Genomic DNA, 22187 nt, shown 5'->3' with positions numbered 1-22187 from the left:
ACCTTTGTGCGACAGTCTGGGTCTAAGCTTCCCCTGCGTCCTGACGGACAGCTGTCATGATATATACCGGGTTCTGGGCCATCATGAGATGATGCTGGCCGACTCGTTTGCTGCGGGCCGCGCTGACCTGGGTGATGTCCAGCTGGTATCCGTTACGGGCGGCGTAATAAGCGGTGACGGCGGCCAGGGTTTCCAGGCTGATGGCCGTAATGACCATGCGGCAGGCTTCATTCTTGTCATACAGGTCATCGAGGATGGATGCCAGATTGCCTTTGGTCCCGCCAATGAAGGCGTAATCCGGTGCGATGTCCAAGGTTTTCAAGGTCTGGCTGGCATCGCCGGCGACGACGGTGACGTTAGTCAGGCCGAAATGGCCGATATTCTGCTGCAATACAGTCAGGGCCTCTTCATTGATTTCAAAGGCATAGACGTGGCCAAAAGGAGCCTGCAAGGCCAGTTCGACCGTGCACGAACCAGTACCGGCCCCGATGTCACAGACGACGGCGTCTGCTTCCGGAGCCAGTTTGGACAGGACGACGCTGCGGATTTCCTGCTTGGTCATGGGCGCTTTGCCGCGCAGGAAGGCTTCATCGGGCAGACCGTGGACGGGCCGCACCCAGGGCCGGGCCTTTTCGTTTTCTACCATCATGACGGCCAGGGAATCGGCGGGACGGTCGGTGAAATCGGCAGCCGTCCCGCGGAGGATGTTTTCATTGTCATAAGATAAGTCGCAGCCAATGGCTACGGACACCATATCCAGGCCGGCCTGGCAGAGTTCCCGGCACAAGGCGGCCGGTGAATCGGACCCGCCTGTCAGGACGAAGACTTTCCGATGCTGGCGGACGGCGGCGACGAGGGATTCCCGGCGGCCATGGCGGCTGACGATAAAGGCGTCGTTCCACGTCGTCTGCAAGGCGGCCGCAAAGTAGACGAGGCTGCTGATACCGGCGATGCGGGTCACCGTGCAGCCAGGGATGTCCGTGAGCAAGGCGGCCAGGCTGAAAAAGCCGACGTCGCCGGACACGAGGATGGCCATGGGCCCTTCCTCATCGGACAAAGAAGCGGCAAGCTGACAAATATCGTCACGCCGGTACGTCGCGACCAGGCGCTTCCCGGAAGCCGCAAAAGGCGCCAGCATCCGCTTGTCGCCGACGAGGATGGGCGAAGCCTCTATGGCCGCTTTGGCCTGCCCCGTCAACAAAGCCGGATTGCCGGGCCCTGTGCCGATAATATATACGTGCATGGTATGTCTCCTTTCATGGGCGCCCGCAGGTCGCAGTCCGCTCGGACTCAGATGCCGCGGTGCGGCAACAGTTTCAAACGGACAACATCACTTCGAGTAACCCTCGCTCGCAAAAATTTCCCGAACGGGGCTATTTTTCGCGAACTGCGTCTTCCCTATTTGCCTGAATAGATATGTGTAAAAAGCAACCTCTCAGTCAGCTGCGCTGACAGCTCCCCTATGAGGGGAGCCTTGCTCTTAAGCCTCCCCTCATAGGCCTTTTTTAGCCCGTCAGGTGCTGACCGTAGGGAAGCGCAGGGCAGTTGCCAAAACGGAGAGCTGAGCTGGAGGTGGCTCAAAGAGCCGGAGAGGTTGCTTTCTTGTCATTACTCTCCCCGTTCGATGACGATGACCGTGGCACCTGTTTGTCTGGCAGCTTCTAATTTTTCCTGAAAGCCGCCGGTGTGGCCGGAGTTCTTGGTGACGACGTAGTGAGCGCCGGTCTGGCGGAACATGGCCGCATTGAGTTCGGTCGTGAAGGGGCCCTGCATACAAATCACGTGGGCCGGCAGGTAGCCTAGATCCAGGGCCCGGTCCAACGACGGACGGACGGGCAGGATGCGGGCGTAGATGCGCTGGGCATAATCGGGAATCTGGGCAAAGGAATCCAAGTCCTTACTGCCTGTCGTCAAGAAGATGGGCCCCGTCGTGTGGTTCAGGACTTCGACAGCTTCGCCGACGGAATGGACGGCGATGCAGCCAACCTGGTCCTCATAGCGGCCGCGCCGGCGCTGGATGCGGCGGTACGGGACGCCGACGGCAGCACAGGCCTGGCGGATATTGGCCGTCACGACTGTCGCATAGGGATGGGTCGCATCGATGACCTGAGCGATAGCCTGTTCCCGGAGAAAGGTTTCCATCTCCCCTTCGTCCATGCGGCCGGTCACGACGGTCACGAAAGGGCTTTCAGGCACTAACGAAGCGCCGTAATCGGTGGCGACGGACACGTAAGCCCGGATATGACAGCAGTCGGCATAATGGGCTAGTTTCCGCCCTTCTGTCGTGCCGCCGGCAATCCATACGGGGCTCCTCATAAGTGATATCCCCGCGGTGTGACCAGTTTGCCATGGATGTTCCGGGTCTGGCTGTTGCCGATGAAGACCGTACAGAACATATCCAGGCGCATCTTGCGCAGTTCGCCCAGGGTCAGGACCGTCACTTCCTGGCCTTCGCGGCCGATATTGCGGACGATGCCGGCCGGCGTATCGGCTGGCTGATGGCGCAAGATGATGTCACAGGCCTTTTCCAGATAGTCTGCCCGCTTCTTGCTGGCCGGATTGTACAGGCAGATGACGAAGTCGCCGGCAGCGGCACAGTCGAGGCGGTTGGCGATTTTTTCCCACGGCGTCAGCAAATCGCTGAGGGAAATGAGGCACGTATCGGCGACCAGCGGCGCACCGAGCAGGGCCGCACCGGCGCTGGCAGCGGTCACGCCGGGAATGACGACGATGTCGACGTCGTCATCGGCAGCCACTTCGTGCATGATGCCGGCCATGCCGTAAATCCCGGCATCGCCGCTGGACACGATGGCCACGGTCTGCCCCTGCTTGGCCCGGTCCCGGACCATGCGGCAGCGTTCGACTTCTTTGGTCATGCCCGTCGTGACGAATTCTTTATCAGGAAAATAATGACGTATCAAATCAATATAGGTGTCGTAACCGACGATGCAGTCGCAGCCATCGAGGATTTCCCGGGCCTGCAGGGTCATGCCCTGCAGGGAACCCGGTCCGATGCCGACGACATAAATACGATGTTTCATAACCTTTCTCCTTTCAACATGCAAACCGGACCTGGTAGCGTTCGCAGGCTACGGCTACGGTGATGCCGCGGCGGCTCTGTTTGGTGACGATGAGGGTCCCTTGATGGCTGGCCAGGACGGCAGCCCGTTCGCAGACGTTATCCGTGCCGACAGTCTGTTTGACGAAATCGGACGCCGTAAAGTCGCCTGGCACGGCATTGAGTTCATCGGCCGTAAAGAAGTGCAGCGGCCATTGCTGGGCCTTGGCAAAGGCCAAGAGACCGGCTTCATCCTGCTTGACGTCGATGGAGCTGACGTCGGCAATGGCGTCGGGCGACAAGTTGGCCCGCTGTAGGACGGCATTGACCCAATAAGCGATGTCTTTGGCCGGCGTACCCTTGCGGCAGCCGATGCCGATGTGGACGATGACCGGCCGGGCGACGACAGTCGTGCGGAACACGGGCACGTGGGCTTTGGTCGTGATCACCAGGCCGGCGTCGCCATGGAAGGCATAGACCAGGCCCGGCGGCAGCGGCCCCTGCAGGGGGAAATCGCTGTACACGCCGGCAGCGCCCTTTTCCAGTATGGCAGCGGCAAAGGCCTTGGCATCGTTCAGGGACGACAGGCGCAGGCCCTGGCGGGCCGCCCATTCATCGACGGCGAACAAGGCGTTGACATCGGTCGCCGTCGTCACGACGGCCTGGCCTTCCAGTTCTGCAGCCAGACGGCGGGCGATGGCATTGGCGCCGCCGATATGACCGGACAGGATGGGGATGACGAACTGGCCCTTCTCGTCGATGACCAGGACGGCCGGGTCCAGGTCTTTATGGCGGATAAAGGGCGCAATAGTGCGGACGGCAATGCCTGCGGCGCCGATGAAGACGACCAGCCGGGCCGCTTCAAAAGCCCGGGCCTCTTCATCGTGGAGATTGGGTGTAAACGGCAGGACCCCTTCCTGGACGACAGCGAATTTCTTCAGCGACGCCTGGCGGACGTCCCAGCCGCCTCCCCGCAAGCAGGCAGCGACGCGGCAGCCCAGGGCCGTCCCGGCCTGGGTAAAGGACAGGACGACGGCTTTCATGGTTCCGTCTCCTGACCGATGTGGTCGCCGTACTGCTGGTCCTCCGGCGCCGCCTGGCGGCAGCCGTGGGTAAAGGCCGGATGATACAAAAGGCTGCGGTCATAAGCCGGCCCCAGCACCTTGCCGACGACGATGAGAGCCGTCTTGGAAATGGCATGGCGCCGGGCCGTTTCAGCCAGGGTGCCGACCGTGCAGGTATAAGTCTGTTCTTCTGGCCATGATGCTTTGTAGACGATGGCTGCCGGCGTATCTGCCGCATAGCCGCCGCGCAGGAGTTCGGCCTGGAGGCCGTCCAAGAGGGATGCGCTGAGGAAAATGACCATCGTCGCCTGATGAGCGGCGTAATCGGCGATTTTCTGCTTATCCGGCACGGGCGTCCGCCCTTCCATGCGGGTGATGATGACCGACTGGCTGATGCCCGGCAGGGTATATTCGGCCTGGAGGGACGCGGCAGCGGCACAGAAGGAGCTGACACCGGGTACGACGTCATAGGCGATGCCCTTCTGGGCGAGGATGTCCATCTGCTCGCGGATGGCGCCATAGACTGATGGATCGCCCGTATGCAGGCGGACGGTCATCCAGCCCTGGCCCTCCCCTTCTTCCATGGCCGCCACGACGGCTTCCAACGTCATGCCGGCGCTGTCGAGGATGCGGCAGCCTTCTTTGGCACAGGCCAGCAGCTGTGGGTTGACCAGGGAGCCGGCGTAAATAATCTGGTCCGCTGTTTCCAGTAATTTCTGGCCGCGGACGGTAATGAGGTCGACAGCACCGGGACCGGCGCCGACAAAGTGTATCATCGTAGTTCCCCCTTCGTATGCAATGCAAGAAATTCTTTGGCCCGCGACGTCAGGCCCAGGACGCCGTAGGCATTGGAAAAGACGACGGCCGCCGTCGGGATTTCACCATGGGTCCGCTGGTCCATATAGGCCTCGATTTTCTCACAGACTGCGGCCATGACCGGTTCCAGCAGGTTTTGTTCCTTCAGCAGGCGCACGGCTTCATCCGTCGTCAGGCTGTCGTAAATCTGACGGGCCAGCTGCCGTGAGGCACCGGCAAAGACGGCTTCCAGGGCCAGGAGGGTCGTGCGGCCGTCGGCATAATGGGAATGGGTATTCATGATGCCTTGGGCGACTTTGACCAATTTGCCGATATGGCCGATGACCAGGACGTCGGAAAAGCCTTTGTAGGCGGCATAATCAAGGGTTTCGCCGACATAGTTGCTGATGGTCACGCGCTGGCTGACGTCGACGCCCAGATGGTCGCGGCTGAAATCGACGCCGTAATTGCCGAAAAAGGCCAATAAATGGGTCTGGCCGGCAGCGCGGCGGGAATCCATTTCCGTATGGATCGTATCGACCAGGGCCTGTTCACTCATAGGGTCGACGATGCCCGACGTCCCCAGGACGGACAGGCCGCCGACGATGCCCAGGCGCGGGTTGAAGGTCTTCTGGGCCAGGCGCTGGCCCTCGGGGATGGACAAGTTCAGGCGCAGGCCGCCCGTATAGCCGCACTGCCGGCAAGCCGCTTGCAGGGCTTCGGTAATCATGCGGCGCGGCACGGGGTTGATGGCCCAATCGCCGACGGCACAGGCCAGGCCGGGCTGGGTCACGCGGCCGACGCCGATGCCGCCGACAATGGACAGGCCGGACGGCGTCTTTTCGACGGTCCCGTAGACCAGCATGCCGTCAGTGATATCCGGGTCGTCGCCACTGTCCTTGCGGATGGCGCACGTCGCCGACTGGGGACCGAAAGAGACGTCTTCCGGGATGAGCTGGAGGACCGTCCCCTGCGGCGTCTGCAAGGATATGGCTTCGACGCGGCGCCCGGTCAGGACCATGATGGCCGCCGCCTTGGCCGCCGCGGCCGCACAGGACCCGGTCGTATAGCCGCAGCGCATTTTCTTCCCTTCTTTGACCGTGAATAGTGACATGGTATATTTCTCCTTTTATCGTTTTTCGTTCATCGTTCGTCGTGATGGATGGTTATTTTTTTAAACCTTACGTCAAATGATGAACGTATTTAACAAAACTTCACTGATAATCTGACGTGTCATTGCAACACAACGATGGCCGAACGGCCGTCACTGGTGGTGACGATGTCGGTCCGGACGGAAAAGACGTCCCAAAGCCGTTCCGGTGTGAGGACGGCCTGGGGTGGTCCCGTACAGACCAGGGCTCCGTCTTTCATGATGACGACTTCGTCGGCATATTGCCAGGCCTGATTCATGTCGTGCAGGACGACGACGATGGTCTTCTGCCAGCCCTCATTGATGCGGCGCAGGAGGTCGAGGATGCGCAGCTGGTGGTGCACATCGAGATACGTCGTCGGTTCGTCCAGCAAGAGTATGGGCGCATCCTGGGCCAGCAAGACGGCCAGCCAGGCCCGCTGCTGTTCGCCGCCAGAGAGGTGCTGCATGACCTCGCCAGCATAGGCTTCGAGGCCGACGGCCTGGATGGCCCGGTCGACGGCGTCCCGGTCTTCCCGGCTCCGGCCGCTCCAGAGACGGCGGTAAGGAAAGCGCCCCATGCCGACTAAGTCGCGGACGGTCACATCAGGCGGCACGTCATGGGTCTGGGTCAGGAAGGCCATTTCCCGCGACAAGGCCTTACGGGAAAAATCATGGACCTCGCGCTGACCCAGGCGGATAGAGCCGCTGGCTGCGGGAATCATGCAGTTCACGGCCTTGAGGAAGGTGCTCTTGCCGCAGCCGTTGGGGCCGATGATGGCTGTTACCTTCCCTTTGGGCAGGGCTACGCTGAAATTATGGAGGATGGTCCGCCGACCGCGCCGGACGACGAGGTGCTGGACGGTAATGGCATCAGCCATGGCTCACACTTCCTTCCGCAGGAGAAATAAGAAAAAGGGCGCCCCTATAAAGGCCATGATGATGCCTACGGGCAATTCGGCCGGTGCCAGGATGAGCCGGGTCGCCGTATCGCTCAAGGTCACAGTCGCCACGCCGAAGATGGCCGAACCAGGGATGATGTAGCGGTAATCGGACCCGACCAGGAGGCGCACGATATGTGGCACGATGAGGCCGACGAAGCCCAGCAGACCGGCAACGCTGACAGCGCTGGCAGCCAGCAGGGCGGCGACGGCCGTCAGGCCCAGGCGGGCGCCTTCGACAGACAGGCCCAGGCTGCGGGCCATATCATCGCCGAGCTGGAGCAGGTTGAGATAATAGGCGCCGACAGCTGATAAAGCCAGGCCGATGACCGTATACGGTGCGATGGCCGTCACGTCTTTCCAGCTGCTGGCCGCCAGGCCGCCGACCATCCACAGCAGGGCTCCGTGGACGCGGTCGCTGTAAAAGATGAGGATGCCCGAAATGATGGCCCCCAGAAAGGCCGACACGGCGACGCCGGCCAGGATGATGCGGACAGGCACGATGCCGTCTTTCCAGGCCAGGAGGTAAATGACGGCGGCTGCGGCCATGGCGCCGATGAAGGCTACAGGCGTCATCCAGAAGAGATAAGCCGGCCAGACGATGAGGACGACGATACCGGCCAGGCCGGCGCCGGCTGAAATGCCGATGATATGCGGGTCGGCCAGGGGATTGCGCATGACGGCCTGGAGGATGGCACCGGACAAGGCCAGGTTAGCCCCGACCAGGGCTCCTGTCAGCGTCCGGGGCAGGCGGATATTCCAGATGATCTGATCCGCCGTCCGGGCCGACGGCTGCCAGAGGATCTGCAGGACATCGGCCGGCGTAATGGCGGCAACGCCCTGCATGACCGACAGCAGGCAGCCTCCCAGGGCCAGGAGGACAAAGACAGCCAGCATGAGCCAGCGCCAGCGGGTCCGATAGCAGCCTTCCCTATTCATGAGCCGACTCCGGATAGACGAGCCGGGCCATATAGGCTACGGCCTTGGGGTAGTCCAGGCCCGGATTGAGGAGGAAGTATTTTTCCGGCAGGACATAGACCTGACCCGCCTTGACGGCCGTCAGGGCGGCCCAGGCCGGATTGCCCTGGATATCTTCGCGGATGCGTTTTTCAATCTTATCGGACGACCCCATGGAGGTCAGGAAAATGACATCCGGGTCGGCCTGGACCAGGCTTTCCATACTGTAGGGGATGCGCGTCGTCTGGCCGTCGCCAGCGGCATCGGCAGCGATATTCTTCAAGTGCAGGAGATCCGCCATGTCGCCGGCAATACTCGACGGCAATTCGGCCGATACGGAACTGGGTGTCACGTGGAGGATGGCGACCCGTTTCCCCTGGGCCGGTACGGCATCGGTAACAGCATGGACGGCCTGGTCCAGTTCGTCTTCCTTGGCCTTGGCTGCCTCTTCTTTGCCATAGACCTTGCCGATGACCTCAAGGTTGCGCTTAACGTCGTCATAGGTCTTGGTCTTGAGGACCAGGACCGGGATGTGGCTCTCTTCCAACTGGGCCGCCAATTTTTCGTGGTGGTCAGCGCTGGCAATGACTAAATCGGGCTGGCAGGCCAGGACCTTTTCCAGGCTCACGTTGTAGACAGGTCCGACGTCCGGCACATGCTGATATTTTTCCGGCAGCGATGCATCTTCGGCTTTGACCGTCGCCCGGCCGGCCAGGTCGCCGTCGACGGCAGCGGCGAAGTTGAGGAGCGATGTCGACAAGACGACGACGCGCTGCGGTTTCTGGGCCAGAGTGACGACCGTTCCCCGGTCATCGGTCACGACGGCATAGGCCCCGGACGAGCCGCTGCTTTGGCTAGCGTCGTTCTGAGGCGCACAGCCCGTAAGCAGGACCAGACAAAAAGCGACGATGAGCAGACAAATTTTTTTCACCGTAAAGGCACCTCCTAAAACTTTCTCTTTACGCCGACCTGCCAGTTGCGCCCGGCAGACGGATAATTATGGTACAAATCATAAGCCTCGTCGTTGAGATTGTTGACTTTGGCATACACGGTCGTCGCCGCATCAGGCGAATACGACGCGCCGACATTCCAGACGACGTAGGAATTATTGCGGTAATACGTATCGTTGCGCCCGGTCCCGGCGGTCATATCGGCATTGGCCTGCCATTTGCCGTTGTGATAATGGACACCGGCATGATAGCCGTTGGGCTGATTATAGGTCGTATCGAAGGCCAGGCCTTCCCCTTTGTCCACTTTCGTGCGGATGTAGGAATAACCTGCTTCATAGTCCCATTTATCGTTGACTTTCTGCTTCCACGTCAGCTCGAAGCCTCGCTTGTCTTCTTCATCGAGGTTCTCTACTTCGTGGTATGTCGGATTTGATCGGTCCCAGCGGATGACGTGCTGCAAGTTGCTGTGGAAGATGCTGCCTTCGATGTTCGTCTTGGGACCAGCCTGATACTGGAAGCCCAAAGTCTGGGTATAGCCTTCTTCGGGCTGGAGATTTTCGTTGCCCTGCGACGTAATCCCGCGGGACGTCGTCACATAGAACTGGTCGTTCAGGCGGGGCGGCGAAAAGACGCGGCTCCACGAGGCGTAGACGTTGAAGGCGTCATTGGCCTTGTAATTCATGGCCAGGCGCGGCGTCTGGTGCGTCCCAAAAGTGCTATTCCGGTCCCAGCGCAGACCCGGCGTGACCGTGAATTTGCCGAACGTCAGGGCATCTTCGGCATAGAAAGCCTGATTATGACGTTTTTTGTCGATATAATGGGCTTCATAATTGGTCCCCATATCTTCCGTCCATTCGGCACCGGCCGTCAGATGCTGGTGCGGGCCGAGCTGCCAGTTATCCCGCCACTCCAGGCCCTGGGTGCGGGTGAAATAATGATTGGACCAGTACGTCCGCTGGTAATCGTTGAAATAGCGCAAAAAGCCTGGCTGAGCCGTTTCTTTCTTGAAATGATAGGTCACACTGTAGTCGTTGATCAGGCGGTCGATAGGCTTATTGGCCGTCAGGTACCAGCCCGCCGGGTCGGCTTTATACGTCGAACCGTGGCCGTGATAATCTTGATGATAGGCCTTCACGGTCAGGGACGTATGGTCCGTCAGGTCCTGGTCCAGCCGCAAGGATAAGGACTTCCTGGCAATATCGCCGCGGGAATGGTCCGTATTGGCTCCGTGAGGAAAGGCATAGTATGCCCGCTGCTCCAGGTCGCCGCTGACGAGCCAGCTCGTCGCGCCAGCCCGGCCGCTGTGGGTCAGGGTATAGCCGTGCATCCCCCAGGAACCGGTGTAGGCATAGAGGGAAGATTCGCGGCGGTCCCCCTTCTTGGTAACGATATTGATGACGCCGCCGACAGCGCCGCTGCCGTAGCGCACGGAGCCGCTGTCCTTAGTGACTTCGATGTGGTCGATAGCCCCGACACCGGGCAGGCTGGTCAAATCGACGCTGCCCCGGCCATAGCCGGAGCCCTGGGCATTGGCCAGACTCTGACCGTCGACGAGGATCAGGACCCGGTCGTCACCATTGAGCTTGACATAAGAAGAGATGCCAGGCACCATTTCATTGACGGTCACGCCGGTGACGCACTGCAAGGCCTGCTGGACCGTCGTATCGTGATGGCTTTCCATATCCTTGGCCGTAATGACTGTCGTGTTGGACTGATTGGGTGGGATGGTTGGTGTAGGTGGTTGCATCTTTGCTTCCGATAACTTTACAGGTAGTTTTTCCCGAATGGCATCGAGGACGTCGGCGACGGCATCGGGTACGTGCAGATTCCCGGCCGGCGCGGCGGCCTCATCCTTTCCCGGCCCGGCAGCCCAGCCGCGGCCGCCGGCTGCTGAACCCGTATGGCCGCTGAGACGTTCTGTCCCAGCCTGGGCCGACGGCTGGGAGCCCTTTGCCGCACCCTTTACAGAGGGCTCCCCTTTGCCGCTTTCCGTCTTGGCTGCATAAGTCATCCCGTCGGCACCGGCTTCATCCGGATCAGGCGACGCAACATCGGAGGCTGCCACAGCCCTGTCCGAAGATTCCGGGGATTCCGGTCCTTCCGGTCCCCTATCACGGCCATCCGGCTGAGAAACACGGCCCTCATCCGTATCGGTGCCAGCCGCGTCGTGACCGCCGGCACCGGCCAGGTCGTCGGCGTTATAGACCATGACGCCGGTTACGCCGTCCTGGCGGGTGTAATGATGGATCAGCGTGAAAAAACCGCCAGCTGCCAGGGCCAGATAGACGGCGACGTGGAGCGATACGGAAACGCCGGCAGCGACGCGGCCCCGTCGTTTTTCCCAGGGCTTCATGGCTGGCCTCCCTTGTCGGCGGCCAGGCCGATGTGGGCGATACCGGCCCGCTTGAAGGCATCGAGGACGTCGGCGACCTGACCGTAATCGAGGCCCCGGTCGGCGCAGAGGACGACGCTGAAAGCGCTGTCCTGACGCTGCTGGTCCCGAGCCGAAGCCAGGAGCTCATCGGCCTTGACGGGCTGTCCGTTGAGCCACAGGGACCCATCGGCCTTCAAGGTCACGACGTACTGGGCCGACGGCTGGGCCTGGGCGGCCGAAGCCCGCGGCAGCTGGACGCCGAGGCTGTGCAAATCGACCATGGACAAGGAGGTCATCATGAAGAAGACCAGCAAAAAGAACATGATGTCGATCATGGGGATGATCATAATCGACGGCCGTTCAAAATCGCGAATATTACGGAGGCGCATGGTCACTGCCCCGCTTTCACAGGCATCGTTTCCAATGCGAAAAAACACATTTCCATATCCGTAATGATGCGGTCCAGGCGCTGGGTGAAATAAGAATGGACGGCCAGGGCCAGGATGGCGACGCAGAGGCCGAAAGCCGTGGCGATGAGCGCTTCGCCGACGCCGCCGGTAATGGCCACGGCCTGGCCGGACTGGACATTGAGGATGCTGAAAGAGCGGATCATGCCGCTGATCGTCCCCAAGAGGCCCAGGAGCGGCGCCATGGTGACGATGACGCTCAGATAGTAGAGACGGCGGCGCAGTTTGGCCACGAAGATGCCCGACTGCATTTCGACGAAGGCCTTGACGTCAGGACCTGCCTGATGCTGAAAGACATCCTGCAAAATGAGGGGCAGGCCGCCGCGGCCGTCCATGGCCAAGCGCTGGGCCTGGTCGTAGCGCCGCAGCTTCATCTGCGTGTAGAATTGTTCGGCAAAGGCTTTCCCGGCGTCCATGTCTCCATAGAAAATCGCCCGTTCGATGCCAATGTAGCCGACGAAGAGAGAACAGGCCAGGAGCAGGTACATGACCGGCCCGCCTGCCTGAAATAACTGAAAACCCTGTAAAATCGCTTCCAAAATACCCTCCTGTCCGGCCTGCTGACGTGTCGAATGAAGGTACAAAATCAAAAGGAGCCGTCTTGTAGCGACAGCTCCCTTACGTGTCTTTTTTACAATCTCCTTCCCATCGCTCGCAGGTCTATCGGTGATTATCCGTCAGGCAGTTCTTCTGGCTTGGCTTCCTGGCCATGGCTGCGCCTTCCCATACTTCGTACAGTGACATCGTTGCAGCCTGGCTCCACCCTACAGCGGCGGGACCGCGCCGGCATTGGACCGGCTTCTCTATTGAGTCTATGACACCTGACCTATTTCAAACTTACAAACATAACTATATCATGCCCAGCGCCAGACTGTCAATGAAGGGCTGCCCCGGCCTTTCCGTCCGGTGAGACCTCGACAGTGACGACGCTGCCCCCTTCGCCCCGTTCCCAGCGGAGGATCTGGCAGGTCCCCAGGGGACAGGCAGCGGGCCAGTCGTTGAGCCAGGCCAGGAGGTCGGCAAAGGTCCCGGTCAGGACCAGCGTCTGCCGACTCCCTTCGCGGACGGACTGCTGCCACGACAAGAGCTGGACGTTCCGGGCCGCCAGGGAGGCCGCCACATCAGGGCCGGCATCAGGCTTTGCTGCCTCCCGCTTCTCCTGGGGCCGGGCCCGATGGGCATACGGGGCCAGCTGACGGTGGACGCCCTGCCAGCCCTGCCAGGTGTGATACGATGAGATGGCAAAGCAGGCGGCTATGGCAACCAGCACGGCGAGGACGGGAAAGGCCCGCTGCCAGTCAGCCCTTCTTCGCCAGGCCTTCATGACGGCTCACCTCCAGGGAAAAAGGGATCCCCTCGCCCCGGTCGGGCTGCATCTTGGCCACGGCGGCCTGGCCCATGCCCTGCTGCTGCAAGGTCCGCTGCCACTGCTGAGGCCGGTCCGCAGCGGACGCCCGGCCTTGGATGACGACCCGGCCGGCCTGACTGCTCACGGTTTCCACGACGAGCCCGTCGGGTTTGGACGAAGCCAGGGCCACCATCAGGTACGGCGTCAGCAGCGGGCCGTCGGACGGCCCTTTCTTGGCGCGGTCGGCCAGGGCCTGGCTGCGCCGGATGGCATCATTGCGCTGCTGTATCTGCTGCTGCACGGGATAGAGATAGTCTGTATAATAGGCCTTTTCCCGTTGGATCTGATACTGAAAAAAGAGGCCTGCCCCGGCACAGACAGCCAGCATCAGCCCCAGGGCCAGACAGGCCGGCCGCTGCCAGCGGCGATGGTCCTGGCGGTAGCTGGCCGGTACGAGGTTGCATTTCATGATTCTCCCTCCTTACAAGAAAGCCAGCATGGCCGTAGGCTGGGACACGTGGTAAGCATCCATCAGGCGGCGCACGGCTTCGCTCGGCCCGGCAGGCTGCCATTCCGTCTCGTCTGCCCCATCCGGGAGCCAGCGGAAGACCGGCCCATCAGCCGTCGGCACAGCCGCCTGTACGTCATAGGCCAGGGGCAGGCCGTCGCGCAGGCGGACGCGGTGCTGCTGGCCATCGGGGGCTTCCTGAAAGGCCAGGGTCCCCGTACCGGTTGGCCAAAGGCGCCCCAAAAAAGCAGGCAGCAAGTCGATGGACTGGACGACGGCTCCGGCAGCGCCGGCAGCCCGACAGATAGCGGCGACACATTCGGCCGGATAGGCGCCGACCGTCCAGTCACCGCTCCCGTCACCGCCTTTCGACGGACAAGCCGCCTCGAAGTCATAAGGCCGCCCTTCTTCACTGACCAGGCCGGCACCGGCGATGAGGGCATCGGCTTCCTGCCGGTCTGTCGTCCCCAGGGACAGGCGCTTCCAAAGGACGCTCGGCCCGCCGATGAGGACGCGCAGGCGCCAGCCAGCCAGGCCATAGCGCTGCAGGAGTTCTGGCAGACAGGACTGGACGCCCCCTTCCTGGCCCATCCAGTCCGGGTCCCGCTTGGTTTCATAGTCGCGATGACCCTGGCGGAAGGCCACGCGTCCATACCAGGTCCGTTTCGTCTTCAAAAGATGGACAGACTGTCCATTCAGCCATAAACAGGCATTTTGTTGCCACCACATAAGCTCACCTCTCTACTAATTGACATACTGTACGAAATGCAGCACGGTCCGGCCCTGTTCATCGGCCGTCACGGCAAAGTGCAGGCCGCACGTCTGCTGGACGCCCGTTCCCGGCGCAGCGGCCCGGGCCTGCAGATAGCCGCCCGGCGTCTGACCGGCCGGCTGATACTGGCAGCGGACGGTCAGGATGTCCCCAGGGCCAGCCAGCCCTTCTGCCCGGGGCACGGCCATGGCCTGGCCCGCCAGAAAAGCGTCCGGGTCCTGCCGCAGCTGGTTCCAGCCCTCACAGAGGGCGCTTTCGGCCAAATAGGTCAGCCGCACGGTCTCTTCATAGGTCCGGGCCATCTGGAAGTGCTGCCACGCCAGGGTCGCCGCCGTCAGGGCCAGGCTCAGGGTCAGTACGGCGACGGTCACGATAGAAAAAGAAAAGAAGCCATTGCGTCGTTTCATGATTCACCTTCATTCTGGGGACACACGGCAAACTGCACGGGCCGGGACAGGCCGCTCCGCCGTTCTTTTAGGAGAAAGGCGACTTGTACGGCCTGGCCGGTCCGGGAGAAAAAGGGCCGACCGTCCAGGGGCTGGATGACCAGGGCCCGGCCCTGGACGGTGCTGCCGCCGCCTGTCAGGGGCTGATAGTTGCCATCGCTGAGGCGGACATACAGGCCTTGATGGCGGACGGCAAAGCCCTTCACGGCGCCCTTGGCCGTGCGGAAGCGGACCTCCTGAGGACGGACTTCAACGTCCCGGCCATAGCGCAGGGCCTGGAACAGCGTTTCTTCTACGCTGACGTGCTGCCGCAGCAGGCCTTCTTCAATCTGGCAGCGCCAATCCAGGCGGGCCGTCTGTCCCGCCAGAGGCAGCAAAGCCGTCAGAGTCAGGGCCGACAGGCTCAAGGCCAGGAGTACGTCCAAGAGGATCCAGCCGTTTTTCTTCGGTCCCTGCCGGCACCAGAAGCCGGCAGGAAACATGGGGGCCATGGTCATCACCTGCCTCTACCTGCCAAAGGACATAGCCCTCGCCGAGAGCCGTCTGCGCATGCGTCACCTCATAGGTCCGGCCCTGGATGACGACGCGGTCTGATGGCGGACAGCCGCTCTTCCAGCCTTCCATGACCTGCCGGCAGACCATGGCTGCCAGCTGCCGCTGTCTGGCCTGGTCATGCAGTCTGACGGCCTGGAGGGAAAGGCCCAGGGCCGCCGTGAACAAGCAGGCTCCGAGGAGCAGGCCCGCCAGGCCGTCGGTCAGGAAAAAGAAGCCATTGGCCTCAGGCGATACGGATGCGCCCGGTCTGCGCCGCCACGACGATAGAACGCGTATAGGCCCCATCGGGCGAAGTAATGACCACAGCCATCGTATGCTGCGGACGACCATCGACAGCAAAGTGTACATCTCCTTTCGTTACCTGCAGGCCCGGCGGATAGGGCCGTTCTTTGACCCGGATGTAGCCTTCCTGGAGGACGTAGCGCTTTTCTTCCAGGACCAGTTTCCAGCGGCCGTTGCTCTGGTTGTTGCCGACACAGCGCTGGCGGACCTGCTGCATATCCAGGGCCATTTCCCGCGCCAGGCCATCGACGGCCTGGTGGCTGCGGCTGCGCTGACCGGCAGTGAGTCCCAGGCCCAGATACAAGAGCAGCAGGCCCAGGGCCAGCATCAGGCCGGTCAGGCTGATAAAGCCGTTCCGCCTCACCATAGCCAGCCTCCGGGCCAGGCGCGCTGGAGTGGTTCCTGGGCCAGCCACCAGCCGGCCAGGAGGAACGGGCCGAAGGGAATGATCGTCTTCCCTGTGCGGAAACGGTAGAACAAGGCCACGAGCGCGGCCAGGCCAAAAGAAGTGACTGCCATGGTCCAGGCCCCCCAGCCCGGGCAGCCCGGCGCCAGGGCCAGGGCCAGCTTGATGTCGCCGCTGCCGATGGAACCGGGCCAGAGACCATAGAGGAGCAGGAAGAGGGCGGCGACGCCCAGGGAAACGGGCCAAAAGGGCCGGACCAGACCGGCATAACTGGCGGCGCCGTTGCCCACAGCCAGGGCCAGGACGGGCGCGTCGGCAATCCAGCAGCGCCGGATATCGGTATAGCAAATCCAGGCCGTACAGCCGGCTGCCGCAGCGTACCAGAGAGATACAACAGACCCTCCCATCCTATCAGGCCTCCCCTTCCTGGGGCGATGCCGCATCGGACGAGAAATGCTTGTTGTTATAATCGGCGGAAACGACGCCATCAGCTATCTGGTATTCCCCCTTGTCCGGCGTGAGCGGTTTGAATTGCAGATACTGTTTGCCGTCGCTGCCTTGGGTCACTAAATCGTCGACACTGGCCGGGAAGACGCCGTGGTCGATTTCATAGAGGGCGGCGGCATTGCTGATTGTCCGGATATCGGCCTGTACTTTGGCTTCCTGGGCCGTCTTGGTGGCCGATGAGAAACGGGGTACGGCAAAGGAGGCGAAAATCAGGATGAGGGACACACAAATCAACATTTCTAACAGGGAAAAACCATTGCGAGTCTGCATACGAAAAAACTCCTTTCATCAGGTCACGATACTGGATGCCATGTCCAGTAACGGTAAGAGGAAACAAAGAATCAAGACGCCCATCAAGGCGCCGGTCAACAAGAGGACAACAGGCCCGAGCCAGCGCCGTATCCGGCCGGCCAGCAGCTGGAGACGGCTGCCGTAGTAGACGGCAATCGACGCCAGGGCTTCGTCATAGGTCCCGGTCATTTCCCCGACGGCCAGCATGGTCTCGACATAGGGCGTCCCGAAGCGGCCGGCGTGGACGGCCTGGCTGAAGGCACAGCCCCGTTCCAGCAGCAGCCGGGCCTGCCATACGTACTGGCGGAAGAGGCATGACGGCACGACGGCGGCCGCTTCGGACAGGCAGTCCAGCAAGGGGATGCCGCCGGCCAGCTGGACGGCCAGGATCTGGCTGAAGCGCTGCCAGGCCCAGATGAGGAACCACGACGCCATGCCGGGAAGGCGGATGATCTGCCGTTCCAGCCTCAGCCGCCACGCGTCCCGCTGCCAGGCCCAGCGCAGGACAATCAGGGCGCAGCACAATACGCCCAGGCCATAGATGCCGTACTGCCGCAGACCGTCGAAAAGGGCCAGCACGTACTGCGTCCCTTTAGGCAGAGGCACGGCCATCTGGACCATCATGTCCGTAAAGACGGGAATGATGAACAGGCACGCGCCTGCCGTCAGGGCTGCCAGGCAGACCAGGAGGAAGGCCGGATAAGCCACGGCCTGGACCAGGAGGCGCCGCTCCCTGCCCTTCCTTTCATAGAAATCGGCCAGGACCTGGCAGAGTCCTTCGAGATTCCCCGTCTGTTCGCCGGCCCGGATGATACGGCAGGCCAAGTCGGGGAAAGCCTGGCTTTGCCGCATGGCCTGAGACGGGCAGACGCCCTGCTCCATCTGCAGGGCCGCCAGATGCAGGGACGGGCGGCAGGCGCCGGGCATATCGCTCAGTAGCAGCTGCCAGGCCTGGACCAGGGGGATGCCGCTGCCGACGAGGACAGCCAGCTGGCGGAAGAACAAAGCCAGCATAGCTGCAGACAGCCGGCGCGGCGGGCGGATCATGACGTCCCTCCCTCACCGCAGCGGCGCAGGGCCTGTTCCATGGTCCGCATCCCCAGGGCCGCACCGGTCTGCATGACCGTCGGCAGCTGATATTCCTTACCGCTGCGGATGAGCTGGACCACGGCCGGCGTGCGGACGAGGACTTCCCGGACGATGTCGATCCGTCCCTGCCGTTCCAGGCGGCGCTGGGCCAGGATGGCCTGCAGTACCATGGCCAGGCGGCAGCGGACTTCCTGCTGGGCCTCGCCACTATAGGCACCGGCCAGGCGGCTCACAGCCTGTGCTGCCGACGGCGTGTGCAGCGTCGACAAGACGAAGTGCCCCGTCTCGGCGGCCGTCAAAGCCGCATCCATGGCGGCCCGGTCGCGCATCTCGCCGATAAGGATGACGTCCGGATCCTGGCGCAGGGCCTGGCGGATGCCTTCGGCAAAGGTCGCGAAGTGCGTCCCCAGCTCGCGCTGCGTAATCAAGGCGGCCTTCCCGGCTTCGACGTATTCAATCGGGTCTTCCAGGGTGACGATATGGCAGGGCCGCCGTTCGTTAATGGCCTGGAGGATGCGCCACAGGGCCGTCGTCTTGCCGCTGCCCGTGGGCCCGCAGACCAGGACCAGGCCACTGGTCAGGCAGCTGAGGCGCTGCAGCAGCGGTCCGTCTCCATCTGGCGGCAGCGACGCTAAAGGATAGAGGAAGCGTATCGTCACATGGAGGCCGGCGTACTCCCGGCAGACGTGGAGGCGGCAGCGCAGGGCGTCGTGCCAGGAAAAGGCGCCGTCGCCCTGGTCCCCGCCGCTCCAGCCGACGGCCTGCAGGACCTGGCGCAGGTCCCCTTCGCTCAAGGGCGGCCCTGGAAGCGGACAGAGGCCCTGGGCCAGGCGCATCATCGGCGGCCGGCCCGTCTGCAGATGAAGGTCTGCGGCCTGCTGACCCATGGCCGTTTCCATCAGTTCCCTTACCTTCACCATGAGCTCCCTCCTTCACAGACGCGGCGTATCTCCCTTTCATCCGTCCGTCCGGCCGCCAGGGTCCGGGCGATGACGTCGGGCAGGAGGACAGCACCATCGGACCGGGCCGCATCCGTCAGGTCCCGGACGCCGGCACAGCGGCGGATGGCGTCGCGGAGACGGCGGCCAGCCGGCACGACTTCGCACAGGCAGAAACGGCCCTGATAAGACCCATCGCTCCTGCGGCAGCGGACCAGGCGCTGGGACACGACGCCGGCCAGGGCATCGGCTGCCAGGTAGGGCGCGACGCCCATATCGGTCAGGCGGATCACGGCCTCGACGGCGCTCGGCGCATGGAGGGTACTGAAGATGACGTGCCCTGTCAGGGCGGCCCGCACGGCGATGCGCGCCGTCTCGCCATCGCGGATTTCGCCGACGACGAGGATATCCGGGTCCTGGCGCAGCAGGGCCCGCAGGCCGTCCTGGAACATCATGCCCCCTTTGGCCTGGACCTGGCTCTGGGAAATGCCCTCCATGAGGATTTCCACCGGGTCTTCCAGGGTCGCAATGCTGACCGAGTCGTCCTGGATCTCGTGGATGGCCGCATAGAGAGTCGTCGTCTTGCCGCTGCCCGTGGGCCCGCAGATGAGGATGAGCCCCTGGCGGCAGCGGATGAGCTTTTCCAGACAGCGCCGGACCTGGTCGTCCATGCCCAGGGCCGAGAGAGCCAGGGGGATGCGCTGGCCGTCGAGGATGCGGATGACGACTTTTTCGCCGCGCACTGTCGGCAGCGTACTGACCCGCAGGTCCAGGCGTCGTTCCCCGTCCTTCCAGACGATGCGCCCGTCCTGGGGCAGGCGGCGGTTGGCGATGTCCAGGCCGGCCAGGACTTTGATGCGGCTTACCAGTTTCTCCAGGCCGCCCTTGTGGAGCGTCCCGGCCTGACAGAGGACACCGTCCCGGCGCCAGCGGATGCGGACGGCGTCGTCCAGGGGCTCGATGTGGATGTCGCTGGCCCCGGCAGCCAGGGCGTCTTGCAGTAACTTGTTTACGTCCATAAAAAAATCTCCTTTCCATAGCTAGCATAGCATGGAAAGGAGACGTCCTGACAAAATTTAATCGTCTTTTAATGAAAAATCGGAAAACGGCGAAAAACTTAAGAATCCTTTAATCTTCCGTCTTGTCCGCCGTTTCTTTGTTGCGGATTTCGCTCAATTTTTCGGCTAATTCGTGGAAGGTCTTCTGGTAGAGATCTTCCTTCTTCTGTTTTTCTTCACTGGCATCGATGGTCTTAGCCATTTGTTCCCAAAAACTCATAGGTAATCCCCCTTTGATAAAAGATAGAGTAACGTTAAGATTGTCTTTATTATACGGCAAAGGGATGGCGTCATGCAAGGGATTTCCCCCAATTACCAGCTGTTGCGGTGGCGCCAGAAGGACGGCATGAGGATAGCCAGGACCGGCAGGGCTTCCAGGCGGCCCATGAGCATGGACAGGCAGAGGGCGACTTTGCTGAGCGGCGGCAGGGCCGAACAAGTAGCCGTCGCACCGAACTGGCCGAATCCTGGCCCGCAGCTGCCCATGGTCGAGACACTGAGGCCGATGGCATCGAAGATGGCCACGCCGTCAAAGACCATGATGAACGTCCAGAGGACGCCGAGCATGGTGTAGATGAAGAAGAATTTGGCTACGCCGTAAATGAGGTCCATCGAGAATTCTTCGCCATTAGAACGGATGTGCAGGACCATGTTGGGATGTATCTTCTGGCGGATGATGGCGGCAATGGTCTTGACCAGCAGCATGACGCGCGTCACTTTCAGTCCGCCTGTCGTCGAACCGGCACAGCCGCCGATGAACATCAGGACCAGGAGGATGAATTTGGAAAAGACCGGCCACTGTTCAAAGTCGTTGGAGACGAAGCCCGTCGACGACGAAATGGACACGGACTGGAAAAAGGCCTGGCGCAGGGCTTCGATGCCGTCCCACTGCTGGGCCAGGACCAGGTTGAGGGCCATGGCCGCCGTCGAGATGGCGACGATGGCCAAGTAGACGCGGAACTCCGTATCGCCGAGGATGACTTTGCAGCCCTTCTTCCAGGCCGCGACGTACATGCCGAAGTTGGCGCTGCTGATGAGCATGAAAAAGGACAGGCAGCATTCGACGACAGGGCTGTCGAAATGGGCGACGCTGTTATTGTACGGCGAGAAACCGCCCGTAGCGATAGTGGCAAAGGCGTGGTCGGCTGCGATGAGGAAGGACATGCCGCAGAGCATGAAGACGACCGTCGAGGCAACGGTAAAGACGACGTACACCGTGAACAGGGCCTTGGCCATCTCCTTGATGCGCGGCAGGGCCCGGTCCGACCGGGGGCCTGTGCTTTCGGCATTGAACATGTGGACGATGCCCTTGCCGAACTGAGGAAAGACAGCGATGAAGATGACGATGATACCCAGGCCGCCGAACCAGTGGGTCAGGGCCCGCCAGAGGACCAGGCTGGCCGGCATGGCTTCGATGTCGTCGATGACCGTCGCCCCCGTGCCGGACAGGCCGGAAATACATTCAAAGACACTGTCCAGGACGGACAAATAGCCGCCGGCAGCATAGGGAACCATGCCCAGGAAAGTGACCATGATCCAGCCCAGAGCCGTAATGGCCACGCCTTCGCGGACAGTCAGGCTGTCCGTCGGCCGATGGCCCTGCCACATGAGCAGGCGCCCTATGAGGAGGCTGATGACAATGGCCACGAGGAACGCGGCGATACTGGCTTCCCCATAGAAAAGGGCGACGACAAAGGGAATCATCAAGGCCAGCCCGCAGGCCTGAGCCAATTTCCCCAAGACAAATAAAACAATTCGTATATTCATGGTGTACCTCCTACCAGCGCCGCCGCAGATAACCGAATGCGGTCTGGATGACGACGAGGAAGGAAAAGATTTCGACGCGTCCTAAAATCATGAGGAAACTGCAATACAGCTTAGTCCATGCCGGCAGGACGGAAACGTCGGCTACGCCGAAGAGGTCCATCGTCGACCCGACACTGGACAGGCAGCCTACGGCCATCCCCATGGCCTGCATGGGCGTGACGCCGGACAGGGAAATGATCAGCATGGAGACGAAGAACGTCGCCATGAAGAGGAAGAAATAACTGAGGACACGGCTGATGATCTTCATATCGACAGGGACGCCGTCGATTTTCAAAGAAATGACCATGTGCGGATGTAGGGTCCGGCGCATTTCCTGGGCAGCCATCTTGAAAAGGACCATGAAGCGCATGACCTTGAGACCGCCTGTAGCCGAGCCGATACAGCCGCCGACAAAGGCCAGGGCAAAGAGGACGTACTTGTCGAAT

27 protein-coding genes and 1 riboswitch are annotated in these 22187 nt (G+C 61.8%); all 27 genes read right to left on the bottom strand.

From position 1 onward, the window contains the following. Positions 1–22: 22 nt before the first annotated feature. Positions 23–1243 carry a bifunctional cobalt-precorrin-7 (C(5))-methyltransferase/cobalt-precorrin-6B (C(15))-methyltransferase gene (locus WMO23_RS06080; protein WP_020309850.1) on the bottom strand — a complete coding sequence of 407 codons (1221 nt, stop codon included), beginning with the start codon at positions 1241–1243 and terminating at the stop codon, positions 23–25. Between the two features lie 365 nt (positions 1244–1608). After that, positions 1609–2316: a precorrin-6A reductase gene (cobK, locus tag WMO23_RS06075; RefSeq protein WP_292105701.1), complete on the bottom strand. Its 708-nt coding sequence runs from the start codon at positions 2314–2316 to the stop codon at positions 1609–1611. Further along, on the bottom strand, positions 2313–3041 hold the full coding sequence (cobJ, locus tag WMO23_RS06070; RefSeq protein ID WP_020723783.1) for a precorrin-3B C(17)-methyltransferase: 729 nt from the start codon (positions 3039–3041) through the stop codon (positions 2313–2315). Before cobJ ends, cobK begins: the two co-directional genes overlap by 4 nt. A gap of 13 nt (positions 3042–3054) precedes the next feature. Continuing rightward, positions 3055–4101, bottom strand: coding sequence for a cobalt-precorrin 5A hydrolase (locus tag WMO23_RS06065; protein ID WP_292105697.1), 1047 nt, complete (start codon positions 4099–4101; stop codon positions 3055–3057). Next, entirely contained in the window at positions 4098–4898 is an 801-nt protein-coding gene (cobM, locus tag WMO23_RS06060) for a precorrin-4 C(11)-methyltransferase (protein ID WP_020309854.1), read from the bottom strand. Before cobM ends, WMO23_RS06065 begins: the two co-directional genes overlap by 4 nt. Continuing rightward, on the bottom strand, positions 4895–6031 hold the full coding sequence (gene cbiD, locus WMO23_RS06055) for a cobalt-precorrin-5B (C(1))-methyltransferase CbiD (protein ID WP_292105692.1): 1137 nt from the start codon (positions 6029–6031) through the stop codon (positions 4895–4897). The genes cobM and cbiD overlap by 4 nt, the downstream gene beginning before the upstream one ends. 119 nt (positions 6032–6150) lie before the next feature. Next, on the bottom strand, positions 6151–6927 hold the full coding sequence (locus tag WMO23_RS06050; RefSeq protein WP_020309856.1) for an ABC transporter ATP-binding protein: 777 nt from the start codon (positions 6925–6927) through the stop codon (positions 6151–6153). Positions 6928–6930: 3 nt separating this feature from the next. Further along, positions 6931–7926: a FecCD family ABC transporter permease gene (locus WMO23_RS06045; protein WP_292105689.1), complete on the bottom strand. Its 996-nt coding sequence runs from the start codon at positions 7924–7926 to the stop codon at positions 6931–6933. Continuing rightward, positions 7919–8875, bottom strand: a complete 957-nt coding sequence (locus tag WMO23_RS06040) for an ABC transporter substrate-binding protein (protein WP_292105688.1) — start codon at positions 8873–8875, stop codon at positions 7919–7921. The genes WMO23_RS06045 and WMO23_RS06040 overlap by 8 nt, the downstream gene beginning before the upstream one ends. Before the next feature lie 14 nt (positions 8876–8889). Continuing rightward, entirely contained in the window at positions 8890–11247 is a 2358-nt protein-coding gene (locus WMO23_RS06035; protein ID WP_296820262.1) for a TonB-dependent receptor plug domain-containing protein, read from the bottom strand. Next, positions 11244–11657 (bottom strand): ExbD/TolR family protein, encoded by a 414-nt coding sequence (locus WMO23_RS06030; protein WP_298677068.1) that lies wholly within the window; start codon positions 11655–11657, stop codon positions 11244–11246. The genes WMO23_RS06035 and WMO23_RS06030 overlap by 4 nt, the downstream gene beginning before the upstream one ends. A 2-nt stretch (positions 11658–11659) precedes the next feature. Beyond that, positions 11660–12274 (bottom strand): MotA/TolQ/ExbB proton channel family protein, encoded by a 615-nt coding sequence (locus WMO23_RS06025; RefSeq protein ID WP_349173516.1) that lies wholly within the window; start codon positions 12272–12274, stop codon positions 11660–11662. Between the two features lie 124 nt (positions 12275–12398). After that, a riboswitch (cobalamin riboswitch) is annotated at positions 12399–12575 on the bottom strand. A 34-nt stretch (positions 12576–12609) separates the two neighbouring features. Then, on the bottom strand, positions 12610–13059 hold the full coding sequence (locus WMO23_RS06020; RefSeq protein WP_292105685.1) for a hypothetical protein: 450 nt from the start codon (positions 13057–13059) through the stop codon (positions 12610–12612). Then, positions 13034–13552 carry a PilN domain-containing protein gene (locus tag WMO23_RS06015; protein ID WP_020309863.1) on the bottom strand — a complete coding sequence of 173 codons (519 nt, stop codon included), beginning with the start codon at positions 13550–13552 and terminating at the stop codon, positions 13034–13036. The genes WMO23_RS06020 and WMO23_RS06015 overlap by 26 nt, the downstream gene beginning before the upstream one ends. 12 nt (positions 13553–13564) lie before the next feature. Continuing rightward, a complete protein-coding gene (locus WMO23_RS06010) occupies positions 13565–14320 on the bottom strand; it encodes a hypothetical protein (RefSeq protein WP_020309864.1) in 756 nt (251 codons plus the stop codon). Positions 14321–14335: 15 nt separating this feature from the next. Further along, the gene (locus tag WMO23_RS06005) at positions 14336–14770 is read right to left on the bottom strand and encodes a hypothetical protein (protein WP_020309865.1); all 435 of its coding nucleotides are present in this window, start codon (positions 14768–14770) and stop codon (positions 14336–14338) included. Then, positions 14767–15234 carry a hypothetical protein gene (locus WMO23_RS06000; RefSeq protein ID WP_239639549.1) on the bottom strand — a complete coding sequence of 156 codons (468 nt, stop codon included), beginning with the start codon at positions 15232–15234 and terminating at the stop codon, positions 14767–14769. Before WMO23_RS06000 ends, WMO23_RS06005 begins: the two co-directional genes overlap by 4 nt. After that, the gene (locus tag WMO23_RS05995) at positions 15134–15649 is read right to left on the bottom strand and encodes a hypothetical protein (protein WP_239639550.1); all 516 of its coding nucleotides are present in this window, start codon (positions 15647–15649) and stop codon (positions 15134–15136) included. Before WMO23_RS05995 ends, WMO23_RS06000 begins: the two co-directional genes overlap by 101 nt. Then, positions 15588–16013, bottom strand: a complete 426-nt coding sequence (locus tag WMO23_RS05990; protein ID WP_239639551.1) for a hypothetical protein — start codon at positions 16011–16013, stop codon at positions 15588–15590. Before WMO23_RS05990 ends, WMO23_RS05995 begins: the two co-directional genes overlap by 62 nt. Continuing rightward, positions 16007–16459, bottom strand: a complete 453-nt coding sequence (locus WMO23_RS05985; protein WP_020309868.1) for a prepilin peptidase — start codon at positions 16457–16459, stop codon at positions 16007–16009. Before WMO23_RS05985 ends, WMO23_RS05990 begins: the two co-directional genes overlap by 7 nt. A 4-nt stretch (positions 16460–16463) precedes the next feature. Beyond that, positions 16464–16829 (bottom strand): competence type IV pilus major pilin ComGC, encoded by a 366-nt coding sequence (locus WMO23_RS05980; RefSeq protein ID WP_020309869.1) that lies wholly within the window; start codon positions 16827–16829, stop codon positions 16464–16466. 18 nt (positions 16830–16847) lie between these two features. Continuing rightward, positions 16848–17897 (bottom strand): type II secretion system F family protein, encoded by a 1050-nt coding sequence (locus WMO23_RS05975; RefSeq protein ID WP_020309870.1) that lies wholly within the window; start codon positions 17895–17897, stop codon positions 16848–16850. After that, on the bottom strand, positions 17894–18859 hold the full coding sequence (locus tag WMO23_RS05970; protein ID WP_239639552.1) for a type IV pilus twitching motility protein PilT: 966 nt from the start codon (positions 18857–18859) through the stop codon (positions 17894–17896). Before WMO23_RS05970 ends, WMO23_RS05975 begins: the two co-directional genes overlap by 4 nt. Continuing rightward, positions 18853–19896 carry a GspE/PulE family protein gene (locus tag WMO23_RS05965; protein WP_020309872.1) on the bottom strand — a complete coding sequence of 348 codons (1044 nt, stop codon included), beginning with the start codon at positions 19894–19896 and terminating at the stop codon, positions 18853–18855. The genes WMO23_RS05970 and WMO23_RS05965 overlap by 7 nt, the downstream gene beginning before the upstream one ends. Positions 19897–20005: 109 nt before the next feature. Further along, complete coding sequence (locus WMO23_RS05960; RefSeq protein WP_020309873.1) at positions 20006–20155, bottom strand: hypothetical protein; 150 nt, start codon at positions 20153–20155, stop codon at positions 20006–20008. A gap of 92 nt (positions 20156–20247) precedes the next feature. Next, complete coding sequence (locus tag WMO23_RS05955; protein ID WP_349173513.1) at positions 20248–21702, bottom strand: TrkH family potassium uptake protein; 1455 nt, start codon at positions 21700–21702, stop codon at positions 20248–20250. A gap of 10 nt (positions 21703–21712) precedes the next feature. Further along, on the bottom strand, positions 21713–22187 hold a 475-nt coding region (locus WMO23_RS05950), incomplete at its 5' end, for a potassium transporter TrkG (protein WP_349173511.1).

It is taken from the genome of Megasphaera intestinihominis, assembly GCF_040096415.1.
GTDB lineage: Bacteria > Bacillota > Negativicutes > Veillonellales > Megasphaeraceae > Megasphaera > Megasphaera intestinihominis.
Note: the sequence above shows the minus strand (reverse complement) of the source record. Positions and strands in the feature narration are given on the sequence as shown.